Below are 23,574 nucleotides of genomic sequence, written 5' to 3'. Positions count from 1 at the left end.
CTTCAGGCCCAGCGAAACGCGGTTGCGCTCGCGGTCGAACTTCAGCACGCGCACGTCCAGCTCGTCGCCGACGTTCACGACTTCGGACGGATGGCGCACGCGCTTCCATGCCATGTCGGTGATGTGCAGCAGGCCGTCGATGCCGCCCAGGTCCACGAACGCGCCGTAATCGGTCAGGTTCTTGACGACACCCTTCAGGATCGCGCCTTCCTGCAGCTTGTCCATCAGCTGCTCGCGCTCTTCCGAGTGCTCGCTTTCGACGACAGCGCGGCGCGAGACCACGACGTTGTTACGCTTGCGGTCCAGCTTGATGAGCTTGAACTCGAGTTCCTTGCCTTCCAGGTAGGCCGGATCGCGCACCGGGCGCACATCGACCAGGGAACCCGGCAGGAAGGCGCGGACATCCTTGATGTCCACGGTGAAACCACCCTTGACCTTGCCGCTGATGCGGCCGGTGATGGTTTCGTTCTTTTCCAACGCTTCTTCCAGCTCGTCCCACACCATCGCGCGCTTGGCCTTCTCGCGCGACAGGACGGTTTCGCCGAAGCCGTTCTCGATGGAGTCGAGGGCGACCTTGACGATGTCGCCTTCGGCGACGTCGATTTCGCCAGCGTCGTTACGGAACTGTTCGATCGGAACGATGCCTTCGGACTTCAGGCCGGCGTTGATCACCACGACGTCGCCGCGGACTTCAACAACGGTACCGCTGACGATGGCGCCCGGCTTCAGCTTGGCCAGGTTGGCCTGGCTGGCTTCAAACAGTTCGGCAAATGATTCGGTCATTAGATTTACTCTGTTGGACACATGGGTCGGTGGCGTCCCTTCAGGGATTGGCGACCGCCCGCCTGTTGGTCGACCCCGGAAACGCAGGTCGTGTGTAGTAGGAAAACCGCCACGCATCATTGCGCGACGGAGCTGGTACAGCACTGCTGTGCGTGACCACCACCGATGCTGCTGGCAGTGCTCCCGCGCGAACGGATCAGGCAGCCGGAACCGGAAGCAGATCCATCACTCTGGCAACGACATCATCGATGCCGATGCCTGTGGTGTCGATGAGGACGGCATCGTCTGCCGGCTTCAGGGGCGCCACGGTACGCTGGGCATCACGGGCGTCACGGGCCATGATCTCGCGCAGGAGGTCGTCAAAGTTAACAGAAACCCCCTTGTCTTTCAACTGCTTATGCCGGCGCTCGGCGCGCTCCTCGGCACTGGCGGTCAGGAAGACCTTGTAGGGGGCGTCCTTGAAGATGACCGTGCCCATGTCACGACCATCGGCGACCAGGCCCGGCAGCTCCCTGAATGCGCGCTGGCGCTCCTTCAGGGCGGCGCGGACCTCGGGAATGGCGGCGATGGCCGAGGCCAGCGCACCGGTGGTTTCCAGCCGCAGCTCATCGGTGGCGTCGGTGCCATTGACCATGACCCGCATCGATTCGCCCTGTTCAACAAACTGAACATGGGTGTCGAAGGTGCAGCGCACCAGCGCCGAGGCATCGGAGGTGTCGATGTCGGCCCAGCTCGCGGCCACGCCCACCGCCCGGTACAGCGCGCCCGAATCCAGGTAATGCCAGCCCATGCGGCGCGCGATGATGCGGCTGATGGTACCCTTGCCGGCCCCCGAAGGGCCGTCGATGGTCAGGACGGGAGCGAGTGGATTCATGGGGGTCCTAGCGCGTGTGAAGGGGCCATTCTAGCCCCTGCCCGAGGCCCCGCGCGGAGACTTTCGCGCAACCACTTGAAACAACGACAAAAAGCCCGGTAGAATGGCGGGCTTGAACGAGCGTCAACGCCGATTGTCTTTCGCATATCGCGGCCACGCTCCACCCGAACAACTACTGTTTACGCCGAGGTATGCCATGAAAGTCCTGTCCTCCCTGAAGTCGGCGAAGGCCCGTCACCGCGACTGCAAGGTCGTCCGTCGTCGTGGCAAGATCTTCGTCATCTGCAAGTCGAACCCGCGTTTCAAGGCGCGTCAGCGCTAAGCCTCACGGCCTTCGGGCCGCGGCGGGTCCCACGCGGGGCCGACCCGATGCAAAAAACCGCCTTCGGGCGGTTTTTTGTTGCATGCAGCTTTTTTTTGCTGCCGTTTTTGCTGTAATCGCCGTTCTTGACCACTGGGGAGTAGATCGAGATGAAGCGTTACCTGAGCACGCTGGCCGTCCTGGCCACCCTGGCCGCCGCCACGCCGGCGCTGGCCGATACCCTGCTGGTGGACCGGGCCAATGAAAAGCCGGCCGGTGCCCTGCCCGTGCGCGGCCAGAGCATGCAGCAGGTGCAGTCGCAGTTCGGCGCGCCGAGCGAGCAGCTGCAGCCGCGCGGCGGGCAGAAGCGCCAGTGGCCTACCATCAACCGCTGGGTCTACCCGCAGTTCACCGTCTACTTCGAGAAGCAGAAGGTGATCGACGTGGTGGCCAACAAGGCGGATCCGAACGAGATCGGCCCCAAGCCGCCGATCCGCTGAACCCCCTACCCGCCGCTGGCGGGCCTGTGTAGCGAGACCATGAACCAGACCCTTCGTTTTCCTGCCGAATGGGAAGCCCAGAGCGGCGTCCTGATTGCCTGGCCCACCGCCGATACCGACTGGGCCGACCGCCTGGGCCAGGTGGAGGAGACCTACATCGCGCTGGTCGCGGCCATCACCCGCTTCCAGCCGGTGCTGATCTGCGTGGCCGACGACGATGTGGAGACCTATGCCGAAATGCGGCTGCGCTCCAACCGCATCGACATGGACCGGGTCCGCTTCACCACGGCGGCCTATGACGACACCTGGCTGCGCGATTCGGGCCCGATCACCCTGCGCCGCGCCGATGGCGGCTTCCAGCTGCTGGACTTCCGCTTCACCGGCTGGGGCGGCAAGTTCGATGCGACCCTGGATGACCAGCTGGTGGGCGTGCTCGACCAGGCAGACGTGTTCAACGATGCACCGGTGCGCAGCATTCCGTTCGCGCTGGAAGGCGGCGGCATCGAGACCGACGGTGAAGGCACCCTGCTGACCACCTGGAAGTGCCTGCACGAGCGCCACCCGGACCGTGACCGTGCCAGCCTGAGCGCCGACCTGGCCGAGTGGCTGCAGCAGGACCGCGTGCTGTGGCTGGACCATGGTTACCTGGAAGGCGACGACACCGACGCCCACATCGACACCCTGGCCCGCTTCGCTTCGCCTGACAGCATCGTCTACCAGGCCTGCGACGACGAAAGCGACTCGCACTACGCCGAACTGCAGGCGATGGGCAACGAACTGGCTGCGCTGCGCACCAAGAGCGGACAGCCGTACCGCCTGTTCCCGCTGCCGTGGGCACAGCCGGTGATCGACGAAGGCCGCCGCCTGGCTGCGTCGTACGCCAATTACCTGATCGTCAATGGCGCGGTGCTGATGCCGGCCTACGGCGACCCGGCCGACGACCTGGCCCGCGACGTGCTGGCCCAGGCCCACCCGGGCCGCGAGATCGTGCAGGTGCCCTGCCGTTCGCTGATCTGGCAGAACGGCAGCCTGCACTGCATCACCATGCAGCTGCCGGAAGGGCTGCTGAAGGCGTAAGCGGTAGCGCCGGCCCCTGGCCGGCACTCCTTCTGTAGAGTCGAGCTTGCACGACTGGATTTTGCCGTGATCCGCGCGAAGAGCCAGTCGAGCAAGCATGCCCGTTGGCCGTTCGCGAATCGGCGGGAGCGGGCCCATTCAGCGCGCGACACGCCGTAACCCGCCATCCGCGCTAACATGCAGCTTTTCCCCCGCAGGAACGCCCCGCATGAACTCGCGCAGCCCCCTTACCGTCGCCCTGATCCAGGAGCGCAACCACGGTGATGCCGCCGCCAACCTGGCGGTGATCGAAGCACGCGTGGCCGAGGCGGCTGCGCAGGGCGCGAAACTGGTGCTGCTGCAGGAACTGCACAACGGCCCGTACTTCTGCCAGCACGAATCGGTCGACGAGTTCGACCTGGCCGAGCCGATTCCGGGCCCGAGCACCGAGCGCCTGGGCGCGCTGGCGAAGAAGCATGGCGTGGTGCTGGTCGGCTCGCTGTTCGAGCGCCGCGCCGCCGGCCTGTACCACAACACCGCCGTGGTCTTCGAGAAGGATGGCACCCTGCTGGGCAAGTACCGCAAGATGCACATCCCGGACGATCCGGGCTTCTACGAAAAGTTCTACTTCACCCCGGGCGACATCGGCTTCACCCCGATCGACACCTCGGTGGGCCGCCTTGGCGTGCTGGTGTGCTGGGACCAGTGGTACCCGGAGGCGGCGCGCCTGATGGCGCTGGCCGGTGCCGAGCTGCTGCTCTACCCCACCGCCATCGGCTGGGACCCGGACGACGTGCAGGACGAAAAGACCCGCCAGCGCGACGCCTGGGTGCTGAGCCACCGCGGCCATGCCGTGGCCAATGGCCTGCCGGTGCTGAGCTGCAACCGCGTGGGCCATGAAGCCTCGCCGCTGGGCGCGTCGGGCATCCAGTTCTGGGGCAACAGCCACGTGCTGGGCCCGCAGGGCGAGTTCCTGGCCGAGGCCGGCACCGATGCCACCGTGCTGGTGTGCGACGTGGACCTGCAGCGCAGCGAGCATGTGCGCCGCATCTGGCCGTTCCTGCGCGACCGTCGCATCGATGCGTACGGTGACCTGCTCAAGCGCTACATCGACTGAGCCGGAGACCTGCCATGGCCGTCCTCATCCGTGATGCCGGCCCGGCCGACATCGCTGCGATCACCGCGATCTACGCGGTGGAAGTCACCGACTTCGTCAACACCTACGAGTACGACGTGCCCGACCAGGCCGAGATGCTGCGCCGCATGCGCGACATCATCGACCGTGGTTTCCCCTACCTGGTTGCCGAGATCGATGGCCAGGTGGCGGGGTATGCCTACGCCAACACCTACCGCACCCGCGTGGCCTACCAGTGGACGGTGGAGAATTCGGTCTACGTCGATGCTGCCTCCCAGGGCAAGGGCGTGGGCACCGGCCTGCTGCAGGCGCTGATCGACGCCTGCGTGGCGCGCGGCCACCGTCAGATGGTGGCGGTGATCGGCGAGCCGACCAATACCGCTTCCATCAAGCTGCACGAACGCTTCGGCTTCCACCTGGTGGGCGTGTTCAAGGGCCTGGGCCGCAAGCACGGCCGCTGGCTGGACACCGTGCAGATGCAGCGCGCGCTCGGCGATGGCGCCGACACCGCACCTTCCAATGAATGAATCCATGACTGAAACCCTTCCCGAAACCGGCGACGATCTGTTCGCCGGCCAGCCGGTGCGCATCGTTGAGCGCGACGGTGTGCGTTACACCCTGCTGGGCACTGCCCACGTGTCCCACGCCAGCGTCGAGGCGGTTGAAAAAGCCATCGACAGCGGCCGCTTCGATGCGGTGGCCGTCGAGCTGGACGCGCAGCGCCTGCAGGCGCTCAGCGACCCGGACACGCTGGCCAAGCTGGACCTGGTGGAAGTGATCCGCAAGGGCCGCGTTGCGCTGTTCGCCGCCAACCTGGCCTTGTCGGCCTACCAGCGCCGCCTGGCCGAGCAGCTGGGCATCGAGCCCGGCGCCGAGCTGAAGCGCGCGGTGGACCTGGCGCGCGAGCGCGGCCTGCCGGTACAGCTGATCGACCGCGAAGTCGGCCTGACCTTCCGTCGCGCCTCGCAGCGGCTGGGCTTCTTCGGCAAGCTGAAGCTGGTGGCTGGCCTCGGCGCGGGCCTGTTCTCCTCGGAGGAAGTGGGCGAGAACGAGATCGAGAAGCTCAAGCAGGGCGACATGCTGGAATCGAGCTTCGGTGAGTTCGCCAGCGAAAGCCCGGCGCTGTACGAGACCATCATCGGCGAGCGCGACCGTTACATGGCCACACGCCTGCGCGAAGAGCACAACCCGCAGCAGCGCGAGGTGCTGGCCGTGGTCGGCGCCGGCCATCTGGCCGGGCTGGCCCGCTACCTGGAAACCGATACCGCCGAACCGGCGCCGCTGCGCGCGGAACTGGAAGCGGTGCCGAAGAAGCGCAACATTCCGTGGTTCACCCTGGGCATCCTGGCCATTGTGATCACCGGTATTGCGGTGGGCTTCTACCGGGGCGGCCTGGGCGTGGGCACCGAACTGCTGGCGACGTGGGCGATGTATACCGGCGGCCTGGCCGGCATCGGCTGCCTGCTGGCCGGCAGCCACCCGCTGAGCATCCTCACCGCGATTGCGGTGGCACCGTTCAAGCCGTTCCGCCTGAGCATCCCCACCGGCGCGTTCTCGGCGCTGGTGGAAGCGCGCCTGCGCAAGCCGGCCTACGAGGATTTCCTCAAGCTGCGTGACGATGCGCAGAGCCTGAAGGGCTGGTACCGCAACCGCGTTACCCGCGTGGTGCTTACCTTCATGCTGACCAACCTGGGCAGCATGCTCGGGCTGTGGCTGACTGCCGGCAAGGTGTGGGGCCAGGTCGCGGGTTGATTCAGCAGTGGCGGGCTATGCGACCCGTAGCGCCCGAGCCCATGCTCGGGCGGCGCCGCAGAGCGGCGAAAGGTAGATGCCAACCTTGGTTGGCGTCGCTTTCCAGACGCGTACAGCAGCCGAGCGTGGGCTCGGCTCTACAGGTCGATGCCAACGCTGGTTGAAAAAAACGGGGGAGACCGCCCCACTACGACCGGTCTCCCCCCACCACAAACACGTTGTTGCAGCCATCAGTCGAGCAAGCTCGACTCTACGCGGCGGTTGCCGGCACGTTGTCCAGCCCGCGTGCGCGCCGGATCAGGCGTGCCACTGCACTGCGCAGGTCGTCCAGTACCGCGTAGATGGTCGGCAGGAACAGCAGGCTGACCACGGTGGAGAACGCCAGGCCGCCGGCAATCGCGCGGGCCATCGGCGCGTATTCCGGGCCATCGCCGAACATCTGCGTGCTGGTCAGCGAGATCGGCACCATCGCCAGGATCGCGGTGCCCATCGTCATCATGATCGGCCGCAGGCGCTCGCGTGAGCCTTCCACCAGTGCCTGGGTGCGGCCCATGCCTCCGCGCCGCAGGTTGTTGATGTGCTCGATCATCACGATGCCGTTGTTCACCACCACGCCCATCAGCACCAGGATGCCGATGAAGGACATGATGCCGAACGAGGTACCGGTGATCCAGAACAGCCAGAACACGCCGAAGATCGAGAACAGCACGCCGCTCATGATCGCCGCCGGGAACAGCAGCGACTCGAACACCGCCGCCATCACCACGTAGATCATCACCAGGGCGATAAGCAGGTTGAACACCATCTGCTGCATCGCTTCATCATCGTTGCCGTAGTCGCCGCCATCGAAGCTGTAGCCATAGCCGGCCGGGAAGTTCATCGGCTTGAGCACGGCTTCGATCGCCTTGCGGCCGTCGGGCGCGGTGATCTTTTCGGCCAGGTTGGCCTTGATGGTGAGCGTGGTCTGGCGGTTGGTGCGACCGATCTGGGTGGCCGATGAGCCGACATCCACGTTGACCAGGCTCAGCAGGGGCACGCTGCGGCCATCACCGGTGCGTACGCTGTAGCTGGCCAGGTCTTCCGGGCTGCTCTGCTCGGCACCGGCAAACCGCACCCACACCGGCACTTCATTGTCGCCGCGGCGGAACTCCCGCAACGGCGCGCCACGCAGGGCCAGGCCAACGAAACTGGCGACCTGTTCGGCATTGAAGCCGAACGCAGCGGCGCGCTCACGGTCGACGCGCACCTTCAATTCGCCGCCCTTTTCACCGTTGTCGATGCGCACGTCGCGCAGCTCGGCACGCTGGGCCAGCAGCGGCAGCACCTCCTCACCGATCTGCTGCAGCATGCTGCTGGAGTCACCCACCAGCTGAACCTGCACGCCCTGGTTGCCGTTGCCACCATCGCCGCCCTGGTTGCCGACGAAGTAATCGGTACGCGCCGACTTCGGCAGGCCCTTGCGGATCTCCTCCTGCAGCGCCTTGATGTCCTTGGCATGCTTCTCGTCGATGGTCACCGTGGTCGAGCTGCCTTCCTGCTCGCTGTACCAGGAGTAGACCTGCTGCACGTGCAGGCGCTCGCGGTTCTGCTCCACCCAGGCTTCGACGCGCGCGACTTCGTCGGACATCTGCCGGTAGGTGTAGGCGCCCTTCCACATGTAGCCGATGAAGATGTCCTTGCCACCGCCGCCGCCGAACATGTCGACCTTGGTCAGCTTCATCGGCACCAGGCTGACCAGTACCACCAGTACGATGCCCAGCAGGCTCCAGCCACGATGGCGCAGCGACCAGTCCAGCAGGCGTGCATAGCGGTGCTGCAGGCGGGCGATGACGCCGGTCTGCGAATGCAGCAGCTTGGGCGTGGCCATGCGCGCGGACAGCATCGGGATCAGGCTGACCGCCACCAGCCACGAGGCCAGCAGCGACACCGAGATGGTGATCGCGATCTGCGCCATGAAGATGCTGATGTTGTTGGTTTCACCAAACAGGTTGGGCACGAACACGATGCAGTGGCACAGGGTGCCGGCGCTGAGCGCGATGGCCACGTTGCGGGTGCCGATGATCGAGGCCAGCCGCGGCTGTCCCGGCATGCGCTCGCGTTCCTGGTAGATGCTTTCCACCACCACCACGGCGTTGTCCACCAGCATGCCCACGGCCAGCAGCAGGCCCATCATGGTCAGGATGTTCAGCGTCACCCCGGCGAAGTACATGAAGCCCAGGGTGATGGTGAAGCAGATCGGGATCGCCAGCGTCACCATCAGGGTGGACGGCCAGTGGCGCAGGAAGAAGAACAGCACGGTGACCGACAGGATCAGGCCAACCGCACCGGCCTCGGCCAGTTCCAGCAGCGAGGAGGTGACCGCCTTGCCCTGGTTGTCGATGACCTTGATCTGCACATCGCGCATCGACTCCTGCGCGCGGATCGCCTCGACCTCGGCCAGGGCAGCGCGCGAAACGTCTACCAGGTTGGCGCTGCGCTCCTTGAAGATGTCCAGGCCGATGGCCGGGTTGCCGTCGAGACGACGGCCATAGTTCATCCGCGCCGGCTTCAGCCGCACCTCGGCGATGTCACCCAGGCGCAGCCCCTTGGCGTTGATCACCAGATCACGCATTTCCTGCAGATCGGTGATCTCGCCCACCGGCTGCACGCGCACGCGCTGGCCGTTGTCGGTGATCTGCCCGGCCGAGATCGAGAAGTTCAGCGTGCGCAGGCGGTCGCTGAGTTCGTTGATGCTCAGGCCGTGCGCGCTGAGCCGGTCGGGATCGATGGCGATCTCGACCTCGTTGGGCGGCGCACCGGTGATGTCCACGCGGGCCACGCCCGGGATGCGCTCGATGCGCCGCTTGAACTCGCGGTCGAGCATGTCATAGGCCGCGGTCAGGTCGGTGGCGCTGGCCAGGCGTACCTTCAGCACCGGCTGGTCGCTGCTGGACCACTTGAATACGTTGTAGCGCTGCAGGTCGTCGGGCAGATCGCTGCGGATGGCATCGATGCGTTCCCGTGCATCGGAGGCGGCGATGGCGATGTCGCGGTCCCAGTCGCTGAACTCGATGAAGATCGACGCCGCTTCCGAGGTCGCCTGCGAGCGCATGCGCTTGATGCCGGTCATCGTCGCCAGCGATTCCTCCACCGGGCGGATGATGGTCCGCTCCACTTCTTCCGGGGTCGAGCCGGTGTAGGGAATCTGCACGAACAGGAACGGCGCGGAGATGTCCGGCAGCGCTTCCAGCGGCAACCGGAACGAGGCGATCAGGCCTACCACCACCAGCGAGATGAAACACATGATGGTGGTGACCGGACGACGGATGGAGAACTCGGCAACGCTCATGCCGGTTCCTCCGCACCTGCTGCATGCCCGCCGGCCTGCCCGCCTTCGTCAGCATGCAGGCCTTCACCGGCATGCTTGCGGCCGCGCTCGCGGTAGTAGGCATCGCCGCGGCGGTCCATCAGGTCGTAGACCACCGGGATGACCAGCAGGGTCAGCAGGGTCGACACCAGCAGGCCACCAATGACGGTGATCGCCATCGGCGCGCGCACTTCGGCGCCCTCGCCCATCGCCACCGCCAGCGGCAGGAAGCCGAACAGGGTGCACAGGGTGGTCATGATGATCGGCCGCAGGCGCGAGCGCGCACCTTCCACCAGTGCCTCGTGCTTGGCCACGCCGGCTTCGCGCAGCTGGTTCACCTTGTCGATCAGGATGATCGCGTTCTTGGTGACCAGGCCGACGAGCAGGATCAGGCCGATGAACACCACCACCGAAATGGGTTTTCCGGTCAACATCAGCGCCAGGATCGCGCCGACCAGGGCCAGCGGGATGGTGAACAGGATGACGAACGGGTGCAGCAGCGATTCGAACTGCGAGGCCATCACCAGGTAGACCAGGAAAATGGCCAGGCCGAAGGCGAAGATCAGCGACTTTGCGGCCTGTGCCAGCTCCTCGCCCTGGCCGCCGATGTGCAGGCCGACGCCCGCACCCAGCGGCTGCTCGGCCACCATCTGCTGCACTTCACGCATGGCCGCGCCGAGGTCGATGTCGCGCAGGTTGGCCGAGACCACGGCCACGCGGGTCTGGTCGGCGCGATGGATCTCGCTGGGGCCGGTGGTGGCGACCACGTCGGCCACCGCGTCCAAGGTGACCGGGCGACTGCTGCCCGGGTTCACGATCAGGCGGCGGATGCTGTCCACGCTGGCACGGTCGCCTTCCTGCGCACGCACCAGCACGTCGATCTTGCGGTCACGGAAGCTGTAGCGGGTGGCCACATCACCCCGCACCTTCTTCACCACCACATCGGCGATCTGGCGGGTGGTCAGGCCCAGCGCACCGGCACGTTCCTGGTCGAAGCGGATCTGGATTTCCGGGAAGCCCTCTTCCACGGTCGACTTCACGTCGGCATAGTGCGCGTTGCCGCGCAGGAGTGCGGCCAGGCGCTGGCCGGCCTGCTCGAGGGTGGCCATGTCCTGCCCGCGCAGTTCGATTTCCAGCGGCGTGGAGAAGCTGAACAGTGCCGGCCGCGCGAAATCGACCTGCGCGCCCGGATGCTGGCCCATGGTGTCGCGCAGGCGCTCGGTGATCTCCGCTTCGGTGCGCGCGTTGCCGCCGCCTTCCATCACCACGGTCAGCTTGCCGATGTTCTCGCCGCTCTCGGTCGGGCTGGCATCCAGCCGCGTGCCGCTGCCACTGACGCCGTACAGGGAAGCCACGCCTTCGCCATTGCCGTGGGCCAGCTGCAGCTCGCGTACCAGCGCATCGGTCTGCTTCAGCGGGGTACCGGCCGGCAGCTTCACCGTCATTTCGAAACGGTCCTGGGCCAGCTGCGGGATCAGGTCGGCGCCCAGCATCGGCACCAGTGCCATGGTGCCGACGAAGGCCAGCGCCGCCATCGACAGCACCTTGCCCGGGTGCGCCAGCGCACTCGGCAGCAGCTTCAGGTAGCCGCGTTCGGCACCCGCATAGGGCTTCATGGCGATGTCGCTGGCCTTGCGCATGACCGGCCCGACCACGGCGACCACGCCGCGCCAGACCCGCACCACCAGCCAGGCCAGGGCGAAGAAGCTCCAGCGCACGCTGGCCACGAAGCCGCGACGGCCCAGCGCGACCGGCTTCTGCCAGCGGCTCTGCGGGCGCCACGCTTCTGCGGCGGCTTCTTCCGGGAACGCCAGCGGCGGCCTGCCCTTCAGCGAGCTGAGCATCGGGATGAGGGTCATCGACACCAGCAGCGAGATCGCGATGGCGATGGCCACGGTCAGCGCCTGGTCGCGGAACAGCTGGCCGGCGATGCCATCGACGAACACCAGCGGCAGGAACACCGCGATGGTGGTCAGGGTGGAGGCGACCACCGCCATGCTCACTTCACGGGTACCGACGATGGCCGCCTGCAGGATGCCCAGCCCTCGTTCGCGCGCCTTGGCGATGCTTTCCAGCACCACGATCGAGTCATCCACCACCAGGCCGGTGGCCAGTGCGAGGCCGCCCAGCGACATCACGTTCAAGCTCAGGCCGAGCTGGCCCATGAAGAAGAACGTGGCGATGATCGAGACCGGCAGCGACAGGCTGATGACGAAGGTGGACCAGCCGTCGCGCAGGAACAGGAAGATGATGAGGATGGCGAGCAGGCCACCGATCACCGCATCCTTCTTGACGTCACTGATGGCGTGTTCGATGAAGCGCGACTGGTCCTCGATGGTGGTCAGTTCGGCATCGCCGGGGAAGGTGGCCTTGATCTGCTCCAGGCGCTTGCGCAGCGCTTCGGCGGTGGCCACGGTATTGGCGTCGCCTTCCTTGTAGATCGCTAGCTCAACCGATTCCTTGCCGCCCAGGCGGATGATCGCTTCGCGCTCCTTGTAGCCCTGGCGCACGCTGGCCACGTCCTTCAGGCGCACCGGCACACCGTTGGCGACCACACTGGAACTGCCGCCGGACGAGGCGCTCTGCGCCGCCGAAGCCGCCGCGACCGCCGCCGCCGAACCGGTGGATGCGGCGATGTTGAACATCTGCTGCAGGGCCGAATCGGCCGCGCTGCCGTTGGACGACTGGGTGGTGACCAGCAGGTTGCGGATCTCTTCCAGATCGGCGAACTGGTTGACGGTACGCACCAGGAAGCGCTGCGAGCCCTCCTCCAGGCGGCCGCCGGAGATGTTGATGTTCTCTTCCTTCAACCGCTTGATGACGGTGTCGATGGGCAGGTTGAGCTGGGCCAGCTTCTGCTGGTCGATGTCCACCTGGATCTCATCCTCCAGGCCACCGCCGACCTTCACCGCGGCCACGCCGGTCACCGGTTCCAGTTTCTTCTTCAGGTCTTCGTCGGCATAGCGGCGCAGGCCGGTCAGTTCGCGGATAGCGTCTTCATCGCTGGCCGGGGTGGCCTTGGTCGACAGCACCAGGCGCATGATCGGCTCGGTGGACGGATTGAAGCGCAGCAGCACCGGGGCCTTGGCCTCCAGTGGCAGGTTCAGCGCTTCCATCTTGTCGCGCACTTCCAGGCTGGCCTGGTCCATGTTGGTACCCCAGGCGAATTCGAGCACGACATCGCTCTGCCCGGTGCGCGAGACCGACTTCAGCTTGCGCAGATTCTTGACCACGCCCACGGCTTCTTCCACCGGCTGGGTGATCAGGCTTTCGATTTCCGTCGGTGCCGCGCCGGTGTATTCGGTGCGCACGGTCAGGGTGGGATAGCTCAGGTCCGGCAGCAGGTTGACCTTGAGATTGTTCAGCGCGATCAGGCCGAACAGCAGCAGCGTGACCGTGAACATGGCGATGGTGACGCGGCGGCGGGTGGCGAATTCCACCAGGCCGCCGCGCATGCCGGCAGCGGCGCCGTCGCCCGCTGGCGAGGCACCGTGGTCGTGTCCCGGGACGCTCATTGCTGGCTCCCGGCCTTGTCTGCGGGCGCAGCCGCGGCGGCCACCGTGGCCGGCTTGGGCTTGGCTGCCTTCGGATCGGCAATGATCTGCACGGCAGTGCCGTCGCGCAGGGCGACCTTGCCGGCGGTGACGATCTGGTCACCGGCCGCAAGGCCCTCACGGATCTCCACCCACGGACCTTCGGCATAACCGAGCTTGACCGGCACGCGTGCCACCTTGCCTTCGCGCACGCGGAACACCGCCGGCTCACCATCATCCAGCAGGGCCAGGCGCGGCACCACCAGGGCATCGGCACGCTGGTCGTAATCAATGCGGATGCGGCCGAACATGCCCGGTTGCAGCGCGTGCTCGGTGCCGTTGAAGGCGCTGACCACGCGGAAGGTACCGCTGCCCGAATCGACCACCGGGGCGATGCGGTCCACGCTGCCGGTGAAGCGCTGCCCCGGCAGCGCGTCAGCCGACAGCGTCACCGGCTGGCCGGCGCGCAGCGTCGCCAGTTCGCGCTCGGGCACGTTGAGGGTGGCTTCCAGCTGCGAGTTGTCGACGATGCGGAAGATCGGCGTGTTGATCTGCACGAAGTTGCCGGTCTTGATCGAGCGCGAAGCGATCACCCCGGAGATCGGCGCCACCACCGTGGTGTAGGACAGCTCCAGCGTTGCCAGGCGGTACTGCGCGCGCACGTTTTCCAGGTCATAACGCAGCTGGTCGACGCTGGCGGCGCTGACCAGCTGCTGGCCGACCAGCTTCTGCGCACGCTGGTAGTCGTTTTCCAGCTTGCGCATCTGCGCTTCGCTCTGCGCCACGGCCAGGCGTGCGCGGTCCGGGTCCAGGCGCACCAGCGGCTGGCCGGCGGTCACCCGCTGGCCCTCCTCCACCAGCACGGCCAGCGCCACGCCGGAGGTCTTGGCCACCACCTGCGATTCGGCGCGCGGCTCCAGTGCGGCGGTGCCGGTGTAGCTGGCGGCCACCGCGCGGTGGCTGGCCACGGCCACTTCCACCGGCACGGCGTCGACCTTCTTCTCGTCCTTGGATTCGGCCGCCTTGGCTTCGGAATTGGGGCCTGCGGCGCAACCGCCCAGCAGCAGGCAGGTGGAGATCAGCAGGGCAGTGGCACAGAGTCCAGTGCGGCGGCCGGGCAGGAAGGTTGGGTGCGACATCGTCAGATCCCTGGAGGATGCGTGGGCAGGTGTGGTAGCAAAGTAATGCACCACTTCACGGCAACACCATATCCCAAAGGTCATGGTGCCTTCACGCCGCTGGTCGGCCCGCCCCCATTTCAGCTAGATGAAACCTGGGGCTATACTCGGGTCGTTCCGTACCCCACGCCGGAACGACCAGACCCGAATCCCCGGATAACGACATCATGCGCCCGCAGCCGCTCGCCGCTTGTCTCGCTCTGGCCGTCCTCCTGCCCCTCGGGGCCGCCGCACAGCCCGCTCCAGCTCCTGCAGCACCCGCCCCGGCTCCTGCCCAGGCCACCCCGCCCGCTGCCGCCGCCCCGGCCGGCAACTTCGACAATGGCCGGGTGCTCGCCTATACCTGCCAGGGTTGCCACGGCATCACCGGTTACAAGAACGCCTACCCCAGTTACCGGGTACCGAAGATCGGTGGCCAGACCCAGCAGTACCTGACCCAGGCCCTGACCGAGTACCGGCAGGGCAAGCGCCGGCATCCGACGATGCAGGCGCAGTCGATGAGTTTCAGCGAACAGGAGATCGCCGATCTCGCTGTTTACCTGTCCACCGTCAAGTAAGGCCCGCCCATGTCGAAAGCCGCGCACACGATGCGTCACGCCATCGCCCTGTCCGTTGCCCTGCTGCTGGCGGCCTGCTCGCAGTCGCAGGTGGAAAGCAGTGAGAAATCGGCCGGCGACCCCGGCCATGCCAGTGGCGAACACGGTTCGTCCTCCTCGGCCGGTCTGCCTGCGGGCCGCGAGGCCGCCGGTGAAGCCCGGGCCAAGGTGAAGGGCAAGGCGACCAACCAGAGCTGCATTGATTGCCATGGCGCCGACGGCAATGCGCCGATCGACCCGACCTACCCCAAGCTGGGTGGACAGTACGGCGATTACCTGGCCCACGCCCTGCAGGCCTACCGCGCCGGCGACCGCCAGCACGCGTTGATGACCCCGCAGGCGAAGGACCTGAGCGACCAGGACATCGCCGACCTGGCCGCGTACTTCGGCAGCCGGCCGAGCCAGCTGCGGGACCTGCACGGGGTCAAATGACCCCGCCGAACGCGCCTGGGTAGGTGCGGACCTTGGTCCGCACGGATCCCGCCATTCACGCATGGGGTGGATCTACCGGCCATCGCCGTTGGTAGGTGCGGACCTTGGTCCGCACGAATCAGCATTACGGTAGGTGCGGACCTTGGTCCGCACGAATCCTCAACCTTCCAGCTCTTCCCAGCGCGCGTACGCCGCATCCAGCTCGGCCTGGACCTTGGCCAGCTGCTGGGTGTGCGCGGTTACTTCGGCGCTGCTGCGGGTGTAGAACGCCGGGTCGTTCATCGCCGCGGTCAGCCCTTCCACGTCACCTTCCAGCGTCTCGATGGTCTTGGGCAGCTGTTCCAGCTCACGCGCCTCCTTGTAGGCCAGCTTGCGCTTGGGCGCGGCAGCCGGAGTTGCAGCGGCCGCAGCGGCCGGTGCAGCAGCCGCCGGCTTGGCCACCGGCGCCGCCGCAGGGGCCGCCACGCTGGCCGCATAGCGCTGCCAGTCGCTGTAGCCACCAACGTACTCGCCGATCACGCCGTCGCCTTCCATCACCAGCGTGGAGGTCACCACGTTGTCGATGAAATCACGGTCGTGGCTGACCAGCAGCAGGGTGCCGGTGTAATCGCCCAGCAGCTCTTCCAGCAGCTCCAGGGTTTCCACGTCGAGGTCGTTGGTCGGTTCGTCCATCACCAGCAGGTTGGACGGCTGCGCGAACAGCTTGGCCAGCAGCAGGCGGTTGCGCTCGCCACCGGACAGGCGGGTGATGGGCGCGCGCGCACGCTCGGGGGTGAACATGAAGTCCTGCAGATAGGCATGCACGTGCTTGCGCTTGCCGTTGAACTCGAGGAAATCGCGGCCTTCGGCCACGTTCTCGATGGCGCTCCAGTCTTCGCGCAGAACGGCGCGGTACTGGTCGAAATAGGCGATCTGCAGGTTGGTACCGGCGTTGACTTCACCCTTGGCCGGCTGCAGTTCGCCCAGCAGCAGCTTCAGCAGCGTGGTCTTGCCACTGCCGTTGGGGCCGATCAGGCCGATGCGGTCGCCACGCAGGATGGTGGTGGTGAAGTCGCGGACCATGGTGCGCTCGCCGAACGCGAACGAAATGTCCTTGACGTCGATGACCTTCTTGCCGGAGCTGACGCCCTGCGCGGCTTCCATCTTGACGTTGCCGCTGAGTTCGCGGCGCTGCGAGCGCTCGTTGCGCATCGCCTTCAGGCGGCGCACGCGGCCTTCGTCGCGGGTGCGGCGGGCCTTGATGCCCTGGCGGATCCACACCTCTTCCTGCGCCAGCAGCTTGTCGAAACGGGCGTTTTCCTGGGCCTGTGCGTTCAGGCGCTCTTCGCGGCGGCGCTCATAGTTGGCCCAGTCGCCCGGCCAGCTGGTGACCTGGCCGCGGTCGATCTCGACGATGCGGGTGGCCAGCGCGCGCAGGAAGCGGCGATCATGGGTGACGAACACCACGCTGCCGCTCCAGCCCTTGAGGAAGGCTTCCAGCCAGTCGATGGCTTCGATGTCGAGGTGGTTGGTCGGTTCGTCCAGCAGCAGCACGTCGGGACTGGACACCAGGGCGCGCGCCAGCAGCACGCGGCGCTTCATGCCGCCGGACAGGCGGCCGAATTCGGCCTCGCCGTCCAGGTCGAGCTTGGTCAGGGTTTCACTGACACGCTGGTCCAGGCCCCAGCCGTTGGCCGCGTCGATCTTGGCCTGCACGTTGCCCAGGGCTTCGCCGTCGAAGACCTCGGCGTGGCTGAGGTGGTGGAATTCGGCCAGCCACTGGCCCAGTTCGCCCAGGCCATCGGCCACGACGTCGAACACCGAGCCGGCCGCGCCATGCGGCACTTCCTGTTCCAGGCGGGTCACGCGCACGCCCTGCTGCACGCGCACTTCGCCGTCATCGGGCTTGTGGTCGCCGGACAGCAGCTTGAGCAGGGTGGATTTGCCGGCGCCGTTGCGGCCGATCAGGGCGATGCGTTCGCCCGGCTCGATCGACAGTTCGGCCTTTTCCAGCAACAACGGGCCGCCGACGCTGAAGTCGACGTTCTGCAGAGTAATCAGAGGCATCCCGCTATTGTACGGGTTGGCGGGCCCGCCTGGCGGCGGCAGCGAACAGTGCCGGGGCACTGTCATCCACGCATGGCATGGATCTACTGGATCGCGCGCGGTCGATCCACCCCATGCGGGATGCAGCCCAAGTAGATCCACGCCATGCGTGGATGAAGGGCCCGCAGCAGGCTCCGGCCCCGCACGCAGGTACAATGTGCCATGACTGACTTTTCGACCCTGCCGCTGAGCCCGGCCCTGCAGCCCGGCCTGGACGCCCTCGGCTACACCACCCTTACGCCGATCCAGGCGCAGAGCCTGCCGGCGATCCTTGATCGCCGCGATGTGATCGCACAGGCGCCGACCGGCAGCGGCAAGACCGCCGCCTTCGGCCTGGGCCTGCTGCAGGCCATCGACCCCAGCCTGATCCGCGTGCAGGCGCTGGTGCTGTGCCCGACCCGCGAGCTGGCCGACCAGGTCGCCAAGCAGATCCGCAAGCTGGCCACCGGCATCCCCAACCTGAAGCTGCTGCTGCTGGTCGGTGGCGTGCCGCTGGGCCCGCAGCTGGCCTCGCTGGAAGGCCACGACCCGCACGTGGTGGTCGGCACGCCCGGCCGCGTGCAGGAACTGGCCCGCAAGCGCGCCCTGAACCTGGGCGCGGTGCGCACCCTGGTACTGGACGAAGCCGATCGCATGCTGGACATGGGCTTTGAAGAGCCGATCCGCGAAATTGCCGGCCGCACCCACAAGGACCGGCAGAGCCTGCTGTTCTCGGCCACCTTCCCCGACAGCATCCGCGAGATCGCCCGCGACCTGCTGCGCGATGCGCTGGAAGTGACCGTGGAAGGCGCCGACCAGGCCCCGGCCATCCGCCACCTGTTCTGCGAAGTGGAACCGGCGCACCGGCAGAAGGCACTGGCCGGCCTGCTGCTGAAGTACACGCCGGAATCGGCGGTGGTGTTCTGCAATACCCGCAAGGACGTGGACGAAGTCGCCAATTCGCTGCAGCAGTTCGGCTTCTCGGCGCTGGCCCTGCATGGCGACATGGAACAGCGTGACCGCGAGGAAGTGCTGCTGCGCCTGGCCAACCGCAGCTGCAACGTGCTGGTAGCCAGCGACGTGGCCGCGCGCGGGCTGGACGTGGAAGAGCTTGCGGCGGTGATCAACTACGAGCTGCCCACCGACGTGGAGAGCTACCAGCACCGCGTGGGCCGTACCGGTCGCGCTGGTGCCAGCGGCCTGGCGATCAGCCTGGTGGCCGGTCGCGAGAAGACCCGCGCCGAGGCCGTCGAGGCCCATCTGGGCCAGCCGCTGGACTGGCAGAAGACGCCGCTGGCGACCTCGCGCCCGGCCGAGCTGCCGCAGGCAGCGATGCGCACCCTGCGCATCGATGGCGGCAAGACCGACAAGCTGCGCCCGGGCGACATCCTCGGCGCACTGACCGGCGATGCCGGCCTGTCGGGCAAGCACATCGGCAAGATCGCGATCTTCCCGACCCGCTCCTACGTGGCCATCGCCCGTGAGCAGGCGCAGAAGGCCGTGGCGAAGCTGGAAGCCGGCAAGATCAAGGGCCGCCGCTTCCGCGTGCGGATGATGTGATTGCGTGATCTGGTGGGCGCCAACCAAGGTTGGCGACTACCGGTTTCCGCGAACCTGCCCTGGTAGTGGCCAACCTTGGTTGGCCCTCCGGGCGTCGCTCTGGTAGTGGCCAACCTTGGTTGGCCCCTCTGACAATGCCAACCAAGGTTGGCATCTACCGGAGTGCGGTGATTCGATATGCGCGCCAACCAAGGTTGGCGACTACCGGATTGCGGTGATTCGATCCGTCCCGGTCAGAACACCAGTTCGGTGTGCAGCGGCAGATCCGCTTCCCAGCGCGCGCGGCCACCCAGGCCGTCCAGCTCGACCAGCACGCCGGCACCCACCACCTCCACGCCCAGGCGTCGAACCAGCGACAGCGCGGCACCCAGCGTGCCGCCAGTGGCCAGCACGTCATCGATGATGGCCACGCGCGCGCCGGCCGGCAGCGCGTCGGCATGCACTTCGATGCAGTCGCTGCGGTATTCCAGGGTGTATTCCTCGCGCAGGACCTTGCCCGGCAGCTTGCCCGGCTTGCGCACCGGCACGAAGCCCACGCCCAGTTCCAGCGCCATGGCGGCGCCCAGGATGAAACCACGCGATTCGATGCCGACGATGGCGTCCAGCTGCTGCCCGCGCCAGCGGTCGGCCATGGCCGTGATCGCGCCGCGGAAGTCTTCGCCGTGGGCGAGCAGCGGCATGATGTCCTTGAACAGGATGCCGGGCTTCGGGAAATCGGCGATATCGCGCAGGCGCGAGGCCCAGGCGGGGACGGCCACGGTGGCGTCGGTCATTGCAGCTACCAGCTTGTATGGCGGCATAGCGTAACCGGTTCGCCCGCCCCCTGCCCGTTCCGGCACCACCGCGCCGCTGCGTTCCATCGATGGGCGCACGACATCACGCAAAAATCGCACACCCGTGCGATAATCGCCCTAACCGGCCATTCACCCAGCCTGCTCCATAAGCAGGCAGACGCCTGCCCGCCGCCACGGCCCGCAGCCGCCCGGGATGCCGACGGCCCCCGCCACGCTTGGCGCGCGCGGGGCTTTGCCCGCCTCCGTGCGGGTTTTTCGCAATGAGGTTCATGCAACGTGGACGAGACGACGAAAGTTCCGGCCCTGTGCCGTGTGCGGGTGGTCCTGCTCGGCATCCTGGTGACCCTGTTCGGCCTGGCTCTGCTGGTCGGTGGTGTTCGCCTGGTAATGCTGGGGGGCAGTTGGTACTTCCTGCTGATGGGTGCGGTATCAGCCGTGGCCGGCGTGCTGCTGGTGATGCGCCGGCCAGCCGGTGCGCTGCTGTACGGCCTGGCCTTCGTGGCCACGCTGATCTGGGCGCTGCTGGATGCGGGCTGGGAGTTCTGGCCGCTGGTCTCGCGCCTGGTGATGCCGGCGGTGCTGGCCCTGCTGGTCGCCCTGGCCTGGCCGGTACTGCGCCGCAGCCGCAGCCAGGTGGCCGGTCGTGGCGCCTATGGCGTGGCCGCGGTGCTGCTGGTCGGCCTGCTGGGCACGGCCTTCTCCGCCTTCCAGCCGCGCCCTGTGCAGACCGCACAGGGCGCGACGCCGCCGGTGGTGCCGGTGGCCAAGGGCGCTGAACAGCGCGACTGGATGCACTGGGGCAACACCACCGCCGGCACCCGCTTCGCCGCGCTGGACCAGATCACCCCGGCCAACGTGAAGGAACTGCAGGTTGCGTGGACCGCACGCACCGGCGACGTGCCGGAAAGCAACGGCTTCGGTGCCGAGGACCAGAACACCCCGCTGCAGATCGGCGACACCCTGTACCTGTGCACTCCGCACAACCAGGTGATCGCCATCGATGCCGATTCCGGCAAGCAGCGCTGGGCGTTCGATCCCAAGGCCACCGCGCCGAACTGGCAGCGTTGCCGTGGCCTCGGCTACTTCGATGCAACCACCGCAGCGGCGCCCGCGCCCGCACCGCAGCCGGCCACGGAAACCTCCAGCACCGGCCCGGCCCTGTGCGAAAAGCGCATCCTGATGACCTCCATCGATGCGCGCCTGTTTGCACTGGACGCGAAGACCGGCGCGCTGTGCCCGGACTTCGGCAGCAACGGCGTGGTCGACCTGAAGGTGGGCATGGGCGAGATCAAGCCCGGCTTCTACACCCTCACCGCCGCACCCCTGGTGGCCGGCGATCTGATCGTGGTCGGTGGCCGTGTGGCCGACAACATCGAAGTGGGTGAACCGTCCGGTGTGGTGCGTGCGTACAACGTGCGTACCGGTGCGCTGGCCTGGGTCTGGGATCTGTCGAAGGAAACCCCGGACGTGCCGCTGGATCCGTCGATCCACTACACGCGCGCCACGCCGAACGTGTGGACCTCGATGGCCTACGACCCGCAGCTGGGCCTGGTCTATCTGCCTACCGGCAACACCACGCCGGACCAGTGGGCCGGCGAGCGCACGCCGCAGGATGACAAGTACAGCTCGGCGGTGGTCGCGCTGGACGTGACCACCGGCAAGGAGCGCTGGGTTTACCAGACCGTGCACCACGACCTGTGGGATTACGACCTGCCGGCACAGCCGACCCTGACCGACGTGCCCGACGGCAACGGCGGCACCCTGCCCGCCCTGCTGCAGATCACCAAGGCCGGGCAGATCTTCATGCTCAACCGCCAGACCGGCGTGCCGATCAGCGAAGTGCGCAACATCCCGGCACCGCAGGGCAATGCCGAAGGCGAACGCTACGCCGCCACGCAGCCGCTGTCGGTGGGCCTGCCGCAGATCGGCGCGCAGACGTTGACCGAGTCGGACATGTGGGGCGCGACCCCCATTGACCAGATGCTGTGCCGCATCCAGTTCAAGCAATTCCGCTACGACGGCATGTACACGCCGCCGGGCGAGGATCTGGCGCTGCAGTGGCCGGGTTCACTGGGCGGCATGAACTGGGGCAGCGCCTCGGTCGATCCGACCACCGGCTACCTGTTCGTCAATGACATGCGCCTGGGGCTGTGGACCAAGCTGATTCCGCGTGCGCAGATGACCAGCGGCGCCGGTGGCGTGGAAATGGGCGCGGCTTCGCAGACCGGTACGCCGTACGGCTCGCTGCGCGACCGCTTCCTGTCCAAGCTGGGCATCCCCTGCCAGAAGCCGCCGTTCGGCACGATGTCGGCCATCAACTTGGCTACCCGCCAGCTGGTCTGGCAGGTGCCGGTGGGCACGGTGAAGGACACCGGGCCGCTGGGCATCAAGATGGGCCTGCCGATTCCGATCGGCATGCCGACCCTGGGCGGTTCGCTGGCCACGCAGTCGGGCTTGCTGTTCTTCGCCGGCACGCAGGATTACTACCTGCGCGCCTACGACAGCCGCACCGGCGAGGAAGTGTGGAAGGCGCGCATGCCGGTCGGCAGCCAAGGCACGCCGATGACCTACGTCTCACCGAAGACCGGCCGCCAGTACGTGGTGATTTCCGCCGGTGGCGCACGCCAGTCGCCGGACCGTGGCGACTACGTGATCGCCTACGCGCTGCCCGAGCGCAAGTAAGCCGGGCCACGCGGTGCAGCCTGCATGGCTGCGCCGCGTGGGTACCGGTTGTGGGGTCCAGCGCTTACCATGCAGGATCGAACCCGATGAAAGCTGCTGCCATGCCTGCCGTTCCTCCCAGCCGTCGTCCCAAGCGTCCGCCTGCGCCACCGCAGGATCGCGGCCTTGCCCATGAGCTGATGCAGCAGATCCAGGACAACCAGGGCGATCCGGATTTCATGACCTCGCTCGGCCGCGGCCTGGCCGTACTGAGCGTGTTCTCGCAGCATCCCCGCGAAGTGACGATGTCTCAGATCAGCACCGATACCGGCATCTCGCGCGCAGCGGTGCGGCGCGTGCTGTATACGCTGGAAAAGCTGGGTTACGTCGGTGAACAGGGCCGTGGCTTCGTGCTGCTGCCGCGCGTGTTGGGCATGGGCGGCGCCTATGTCGCCTCGTCGTCGATGACGGCCGCCGCACAGCCGGTGCTGGATGCCCTGCGCGATGACGTGCACGAGTCCTGCTCGCTGGGCGTGCTCGACGGCGATGACATCCTGTACGTGGCGCGCGCGGAAACCGTGCGCATCATGTCGATCGGCCTGCGTGCCGGCAGCCGCCTGCCGGCGTACTGCACCTCGATGGGCCGCGTGCTGCTGGCCGCCCTGCCGCGCGACACGCTGGAAGGCTACCTGGAACGCACCCCGCTGCGGCCGCGTACCGAACGCACCGTCACCCGCATGGACGACTTCCTCGACCTGCTGGAAAAGGTGCGCCGCGAAGGCGTCTCGCTGGTGGACCAGGAGCTGGAGATCGGCCTGCGCTCGATTGCCGTGCCGGTGCGTTCGCGCAGCGGCGACGTGGTGGCCGCGCTGAACATCGGCACCCAGGCGGGCCGCATCGGCCTGGGCGTGATGCAGGCCCAGCTGCTGCCGCGCCTGCGTGAAGCGGCGCAGCGCCTGGGTACGTTGTTGAATTGAGGCAAAGCCGCCGGGCATGGCCCGGCGGATTC

The 23,574-nt window shown here is 67.1% G+C and carries 18 protein-coding genes; 11 read left to right on the top strand and 7 right to left on the bottom strand.

What is annotated here, in order from left to right; translation table 11 throughout:
- Both VER16_RS16165 and cmk read right to left on the bottom strand, forming a co-directional pair.
- Positions 1–783 (bottom strand): S1 RNA-binding domain-containing protein (locus VER16_RS16165; protein ID WP_324809703.1); only part of this gene is annotated, 783 nt, incomplete at its 3' end.
- Positions 784–979: 196 nt separating this feature from the next.
- Entirely contained in the window at positions 980–1,657 is a 678-nt protein-coding gene (gene cmk, locus VER16_RS16160; RefSeq protein ID WP_005409284.1) for a (d)CMP kinase, read from the bottom strand.
- Positions 1,658–1,853: 196 nt separating this feature from the next.
- On the opposite strand from cmk, the gene ykgO reads away from it, so the two are divergent.
- The 6 genes from ykgO (at position 1,854) to VER16_RS16130 (ending at position 6,401) form a co-directional block, all read left to right on the top strand.
- The gene (gene ykgO / locus VER16_RS16155) at positions 1,854–1,979 is read left to right on the top strand and encodes a type B 50S ribosomal protein L36 (RefSeq protein WP_005409283.1); all 126 of its coding nucleotides are present in this window, start codon (positions 1,854–1,856) and stop codon (positions 1,977–1,979) included.
- A gap of 149 nt (positions 1,980–2,128) precedes the next feature.
- Positions 2,129–2,458, top strand: a complete 330-nt coding sequence (locus VER16_RS16150) for a hypothetical protein (RefSeq protein WP_079221612.1) — start codon at positions 2,129–2,131, stop codon at positions 2,456–2,458.
- Between the two features lie 39 nt (positions 2,459–2,497).
- On the top strand, positions 2,498–3,535 hold the full coding sequence (locus VER16_RS16145) for an agmatine deiminase family protein (RefSeq protein ID WP_324809702.1): 1,038 nt from the start codon (positions 2,498–2,500) through the stop codon (positions 3,533–3,535).
- Positions 3,536–3,743: 208 nt separating this feature from the next.
- Complete coding sequence (locus VER16_RS16140) at positions 3,744–4,631, top strand: carbon-nitrogen hydrolase (RefSeq protein WP_079221610.1); 888 nt, start codon at positions 3,744–3,746, stop codon at positions 4,629–4,631.
- A 14-nt stretch (positions 4,632–4,645) separates the two neighbouring features.
- On the top strand, positions 4,646–5,176 hold the full coding sequence (locus VER16_RS16135) for a GNAT family N-acetyltransferase (RefSeq protein ID WP_324809701.1): 531 nt from the start codon (positions 4,646–4,648) through the stop codon (positions 5,174–5,176).
- A 4-nt stretch (positions 5,177–5,180) separates the two neighbouring features.
- On the top strand, positions 5,181–6,401 hold the full coding sequence (locus VER16_RS16130) for a TraB/GumN family protein (protein WP_414716060.1): 1,221 nt from the start codon (positions 5,181–5,183) through the stop codon (positions 6,399–6,401).
- 250 nt (positions 6,402–6,651) lie between these two features.
- Here the strand turns inward: VER16_RS16130 and VER16_RS16125 are convergent, their stop codons facing one another.
- The 3 genes from VER16_RS16125 to VER16_RS16115 are packed head-to-tail and all read right to left on the bottom strand — an operon-like array spanning position 6,652 to position 14,419.
- A complete protein-coding gene (locus VER16_RS16125) occupies positions 6,652–9,729 on the bottom strand; it encodes an efflux RND transporter permease subunit (RefSeq protein WP_324809699.1) in 3,078 nt (1,025 codons plus the stop codon).
- Positions 9,726–13,262 carry an efflux RND transporter permease subunit gene (locus VER16_RS16120; protein WP_414716059.1) on the bottom strand — a complete coding sequence of 1,179 codons (3,537 nt, stop codon included), beginning with the start codon at positions 13,260–13,262 and terminating at the stop codon, positions 9,726–9,728. Before VER16_RS16120 ends, VER16_RS16125 begins: the two co-directional genes overlap by 4 nt.
- Complete coding sequence (locus VER16_RS16115; RefSeq protein ID WP_324809698.1) at positions 13,259–14,419, bottom strand: efflux RND transporter periplasmic adaptor subunit; 1,161 nt, start codon at positions 14,417–14,419, stop codon at positions 13,259–13,261. The genes VER16_RS16120 and VER16_RS16115 overlap by 4 nt, the downstream gene beginning before the upstream one ends.
- Before the next feature lie 206 nt (positions 14,420–14,625).
- On the opposite strand from VER16_RS16115, the gene VER16_RS16110 reads away from it, so the two are divergent.
- Positions 14,626–15,015 (top strand): c-type cytochrome, encoded by a 390-nt coding sequence (locus tag VER16_RS16110; protein WP_108746511.1) that lies wholly within the window; start codon positions 14,626–14,628, stop codon positions 15,013–15,015.
- A 9-nt stretch (positions 15,016–15,024) separates the two neighbouring features.
- Positions 15,025–15,486 carry a c-type cytochrome gene (locus tag VER16_RS16105; protein WP_108764877.1) on the top strand — a complete coding sequence of 154 codons (462 nt, stop codon included), beginning with the start codon at positions 15,025–15,027 and terminating at the stop codon, positions 15,484–15,486.
- Positions 15,487–15,645: 159 nt separating this feature from the next.
- Here the strand turns inward: VER16_RS16105 and VER16_RS16100 are convergent, their stop codons facing one another.
- The gene (locus VER16_RS16100; RefSeq protein ID WP_324809697.1) at positions 15,646–17,532 is read right to left on the bottom strand and encodes an ATP-binding cassette domain-containing protein; all 1,887 of its coding nucleotides are present in this window, start codon (positions 17,530–17,532) and stop codon (positions 15,646–15,648) included.
- 201 nt (positions 17,533–17,733) lie between these two features.
- Between VER16_RS16100 and dbpA the strand changes: the two genes are divergently transcribed.
- Entirely contained in the window at positions 17,734–19,110 is a 1,377-nt protein-coding gene (gene dbpA, locus VER16_RS16095) for an ATP-dependent RNA helicase DbpA (RefSeq protein ID WP_324809696.1), read from the top strand.
- Positions 19,111–19,343: 233 nt separating this feature from the next.
- On the opposite strand, the gene VER16_RS16090 is transcribed toward dbpA, so the two are convergent.
- Complete coding sequence (locus VER16_RS16090) at positions 19,344–19,883, bottom strand: adenine phosphoribosyltransferase (RefSeq protein ID WP_164073135.1); 540 nt, start codon at positions 19,881–19,883, stop codon at positions 19,344–19,346.
- 297 nt (positions 19,884–20,180) lie between these two features.
- Here VER16_RS16090 and VER16_RS16085 point away from each other — a divergent pair, with 297 nt between their 5' ends.
- A complete protein-coding gene (locus VER16_RS16085; protein ID WP_324809695.1) occupies positions 20,181–22,586 on the top strand; it encodes a membrane-bound PQQ-dependent dehydrogenase, glucose/quinate/shikimate family in 2,406 nt (801 codons plus the stop codon).
- A 101-nt stretch (positions 22,587–22,687) separates the two neighbouring features.
- Positions 22,688–23,542 carry an IclR family transcriptional regulator domain-containing protein gene (locus VER16_RS16080; protein WP_324809710.1) on the top strand — a complete coding sequence of 285 codons (855 nt, stop codon included), beginning with the start codon at positions 22,688–22,690 and terminating at the stop codon, positions 23,540–23,542.
- The last annotated feature ends 32 nt before the right edge of the window (positions 23,543–23,574 follow it).

Origin of the sequence: Stenotrophomonas sp. (assembly GCF_035634915.1) — a bacterium.
Classification (GTDB): Bacteria; Pseudomonadota; Gammaproteobacteria; order Xanthomonadales; family Xanthomonadaceae; genus Stenotrophomonas.
Note: the sequence above shows the minus strand (reverse complement) of the source record. Positions and strands in the feature narration are given on the sequence as shown.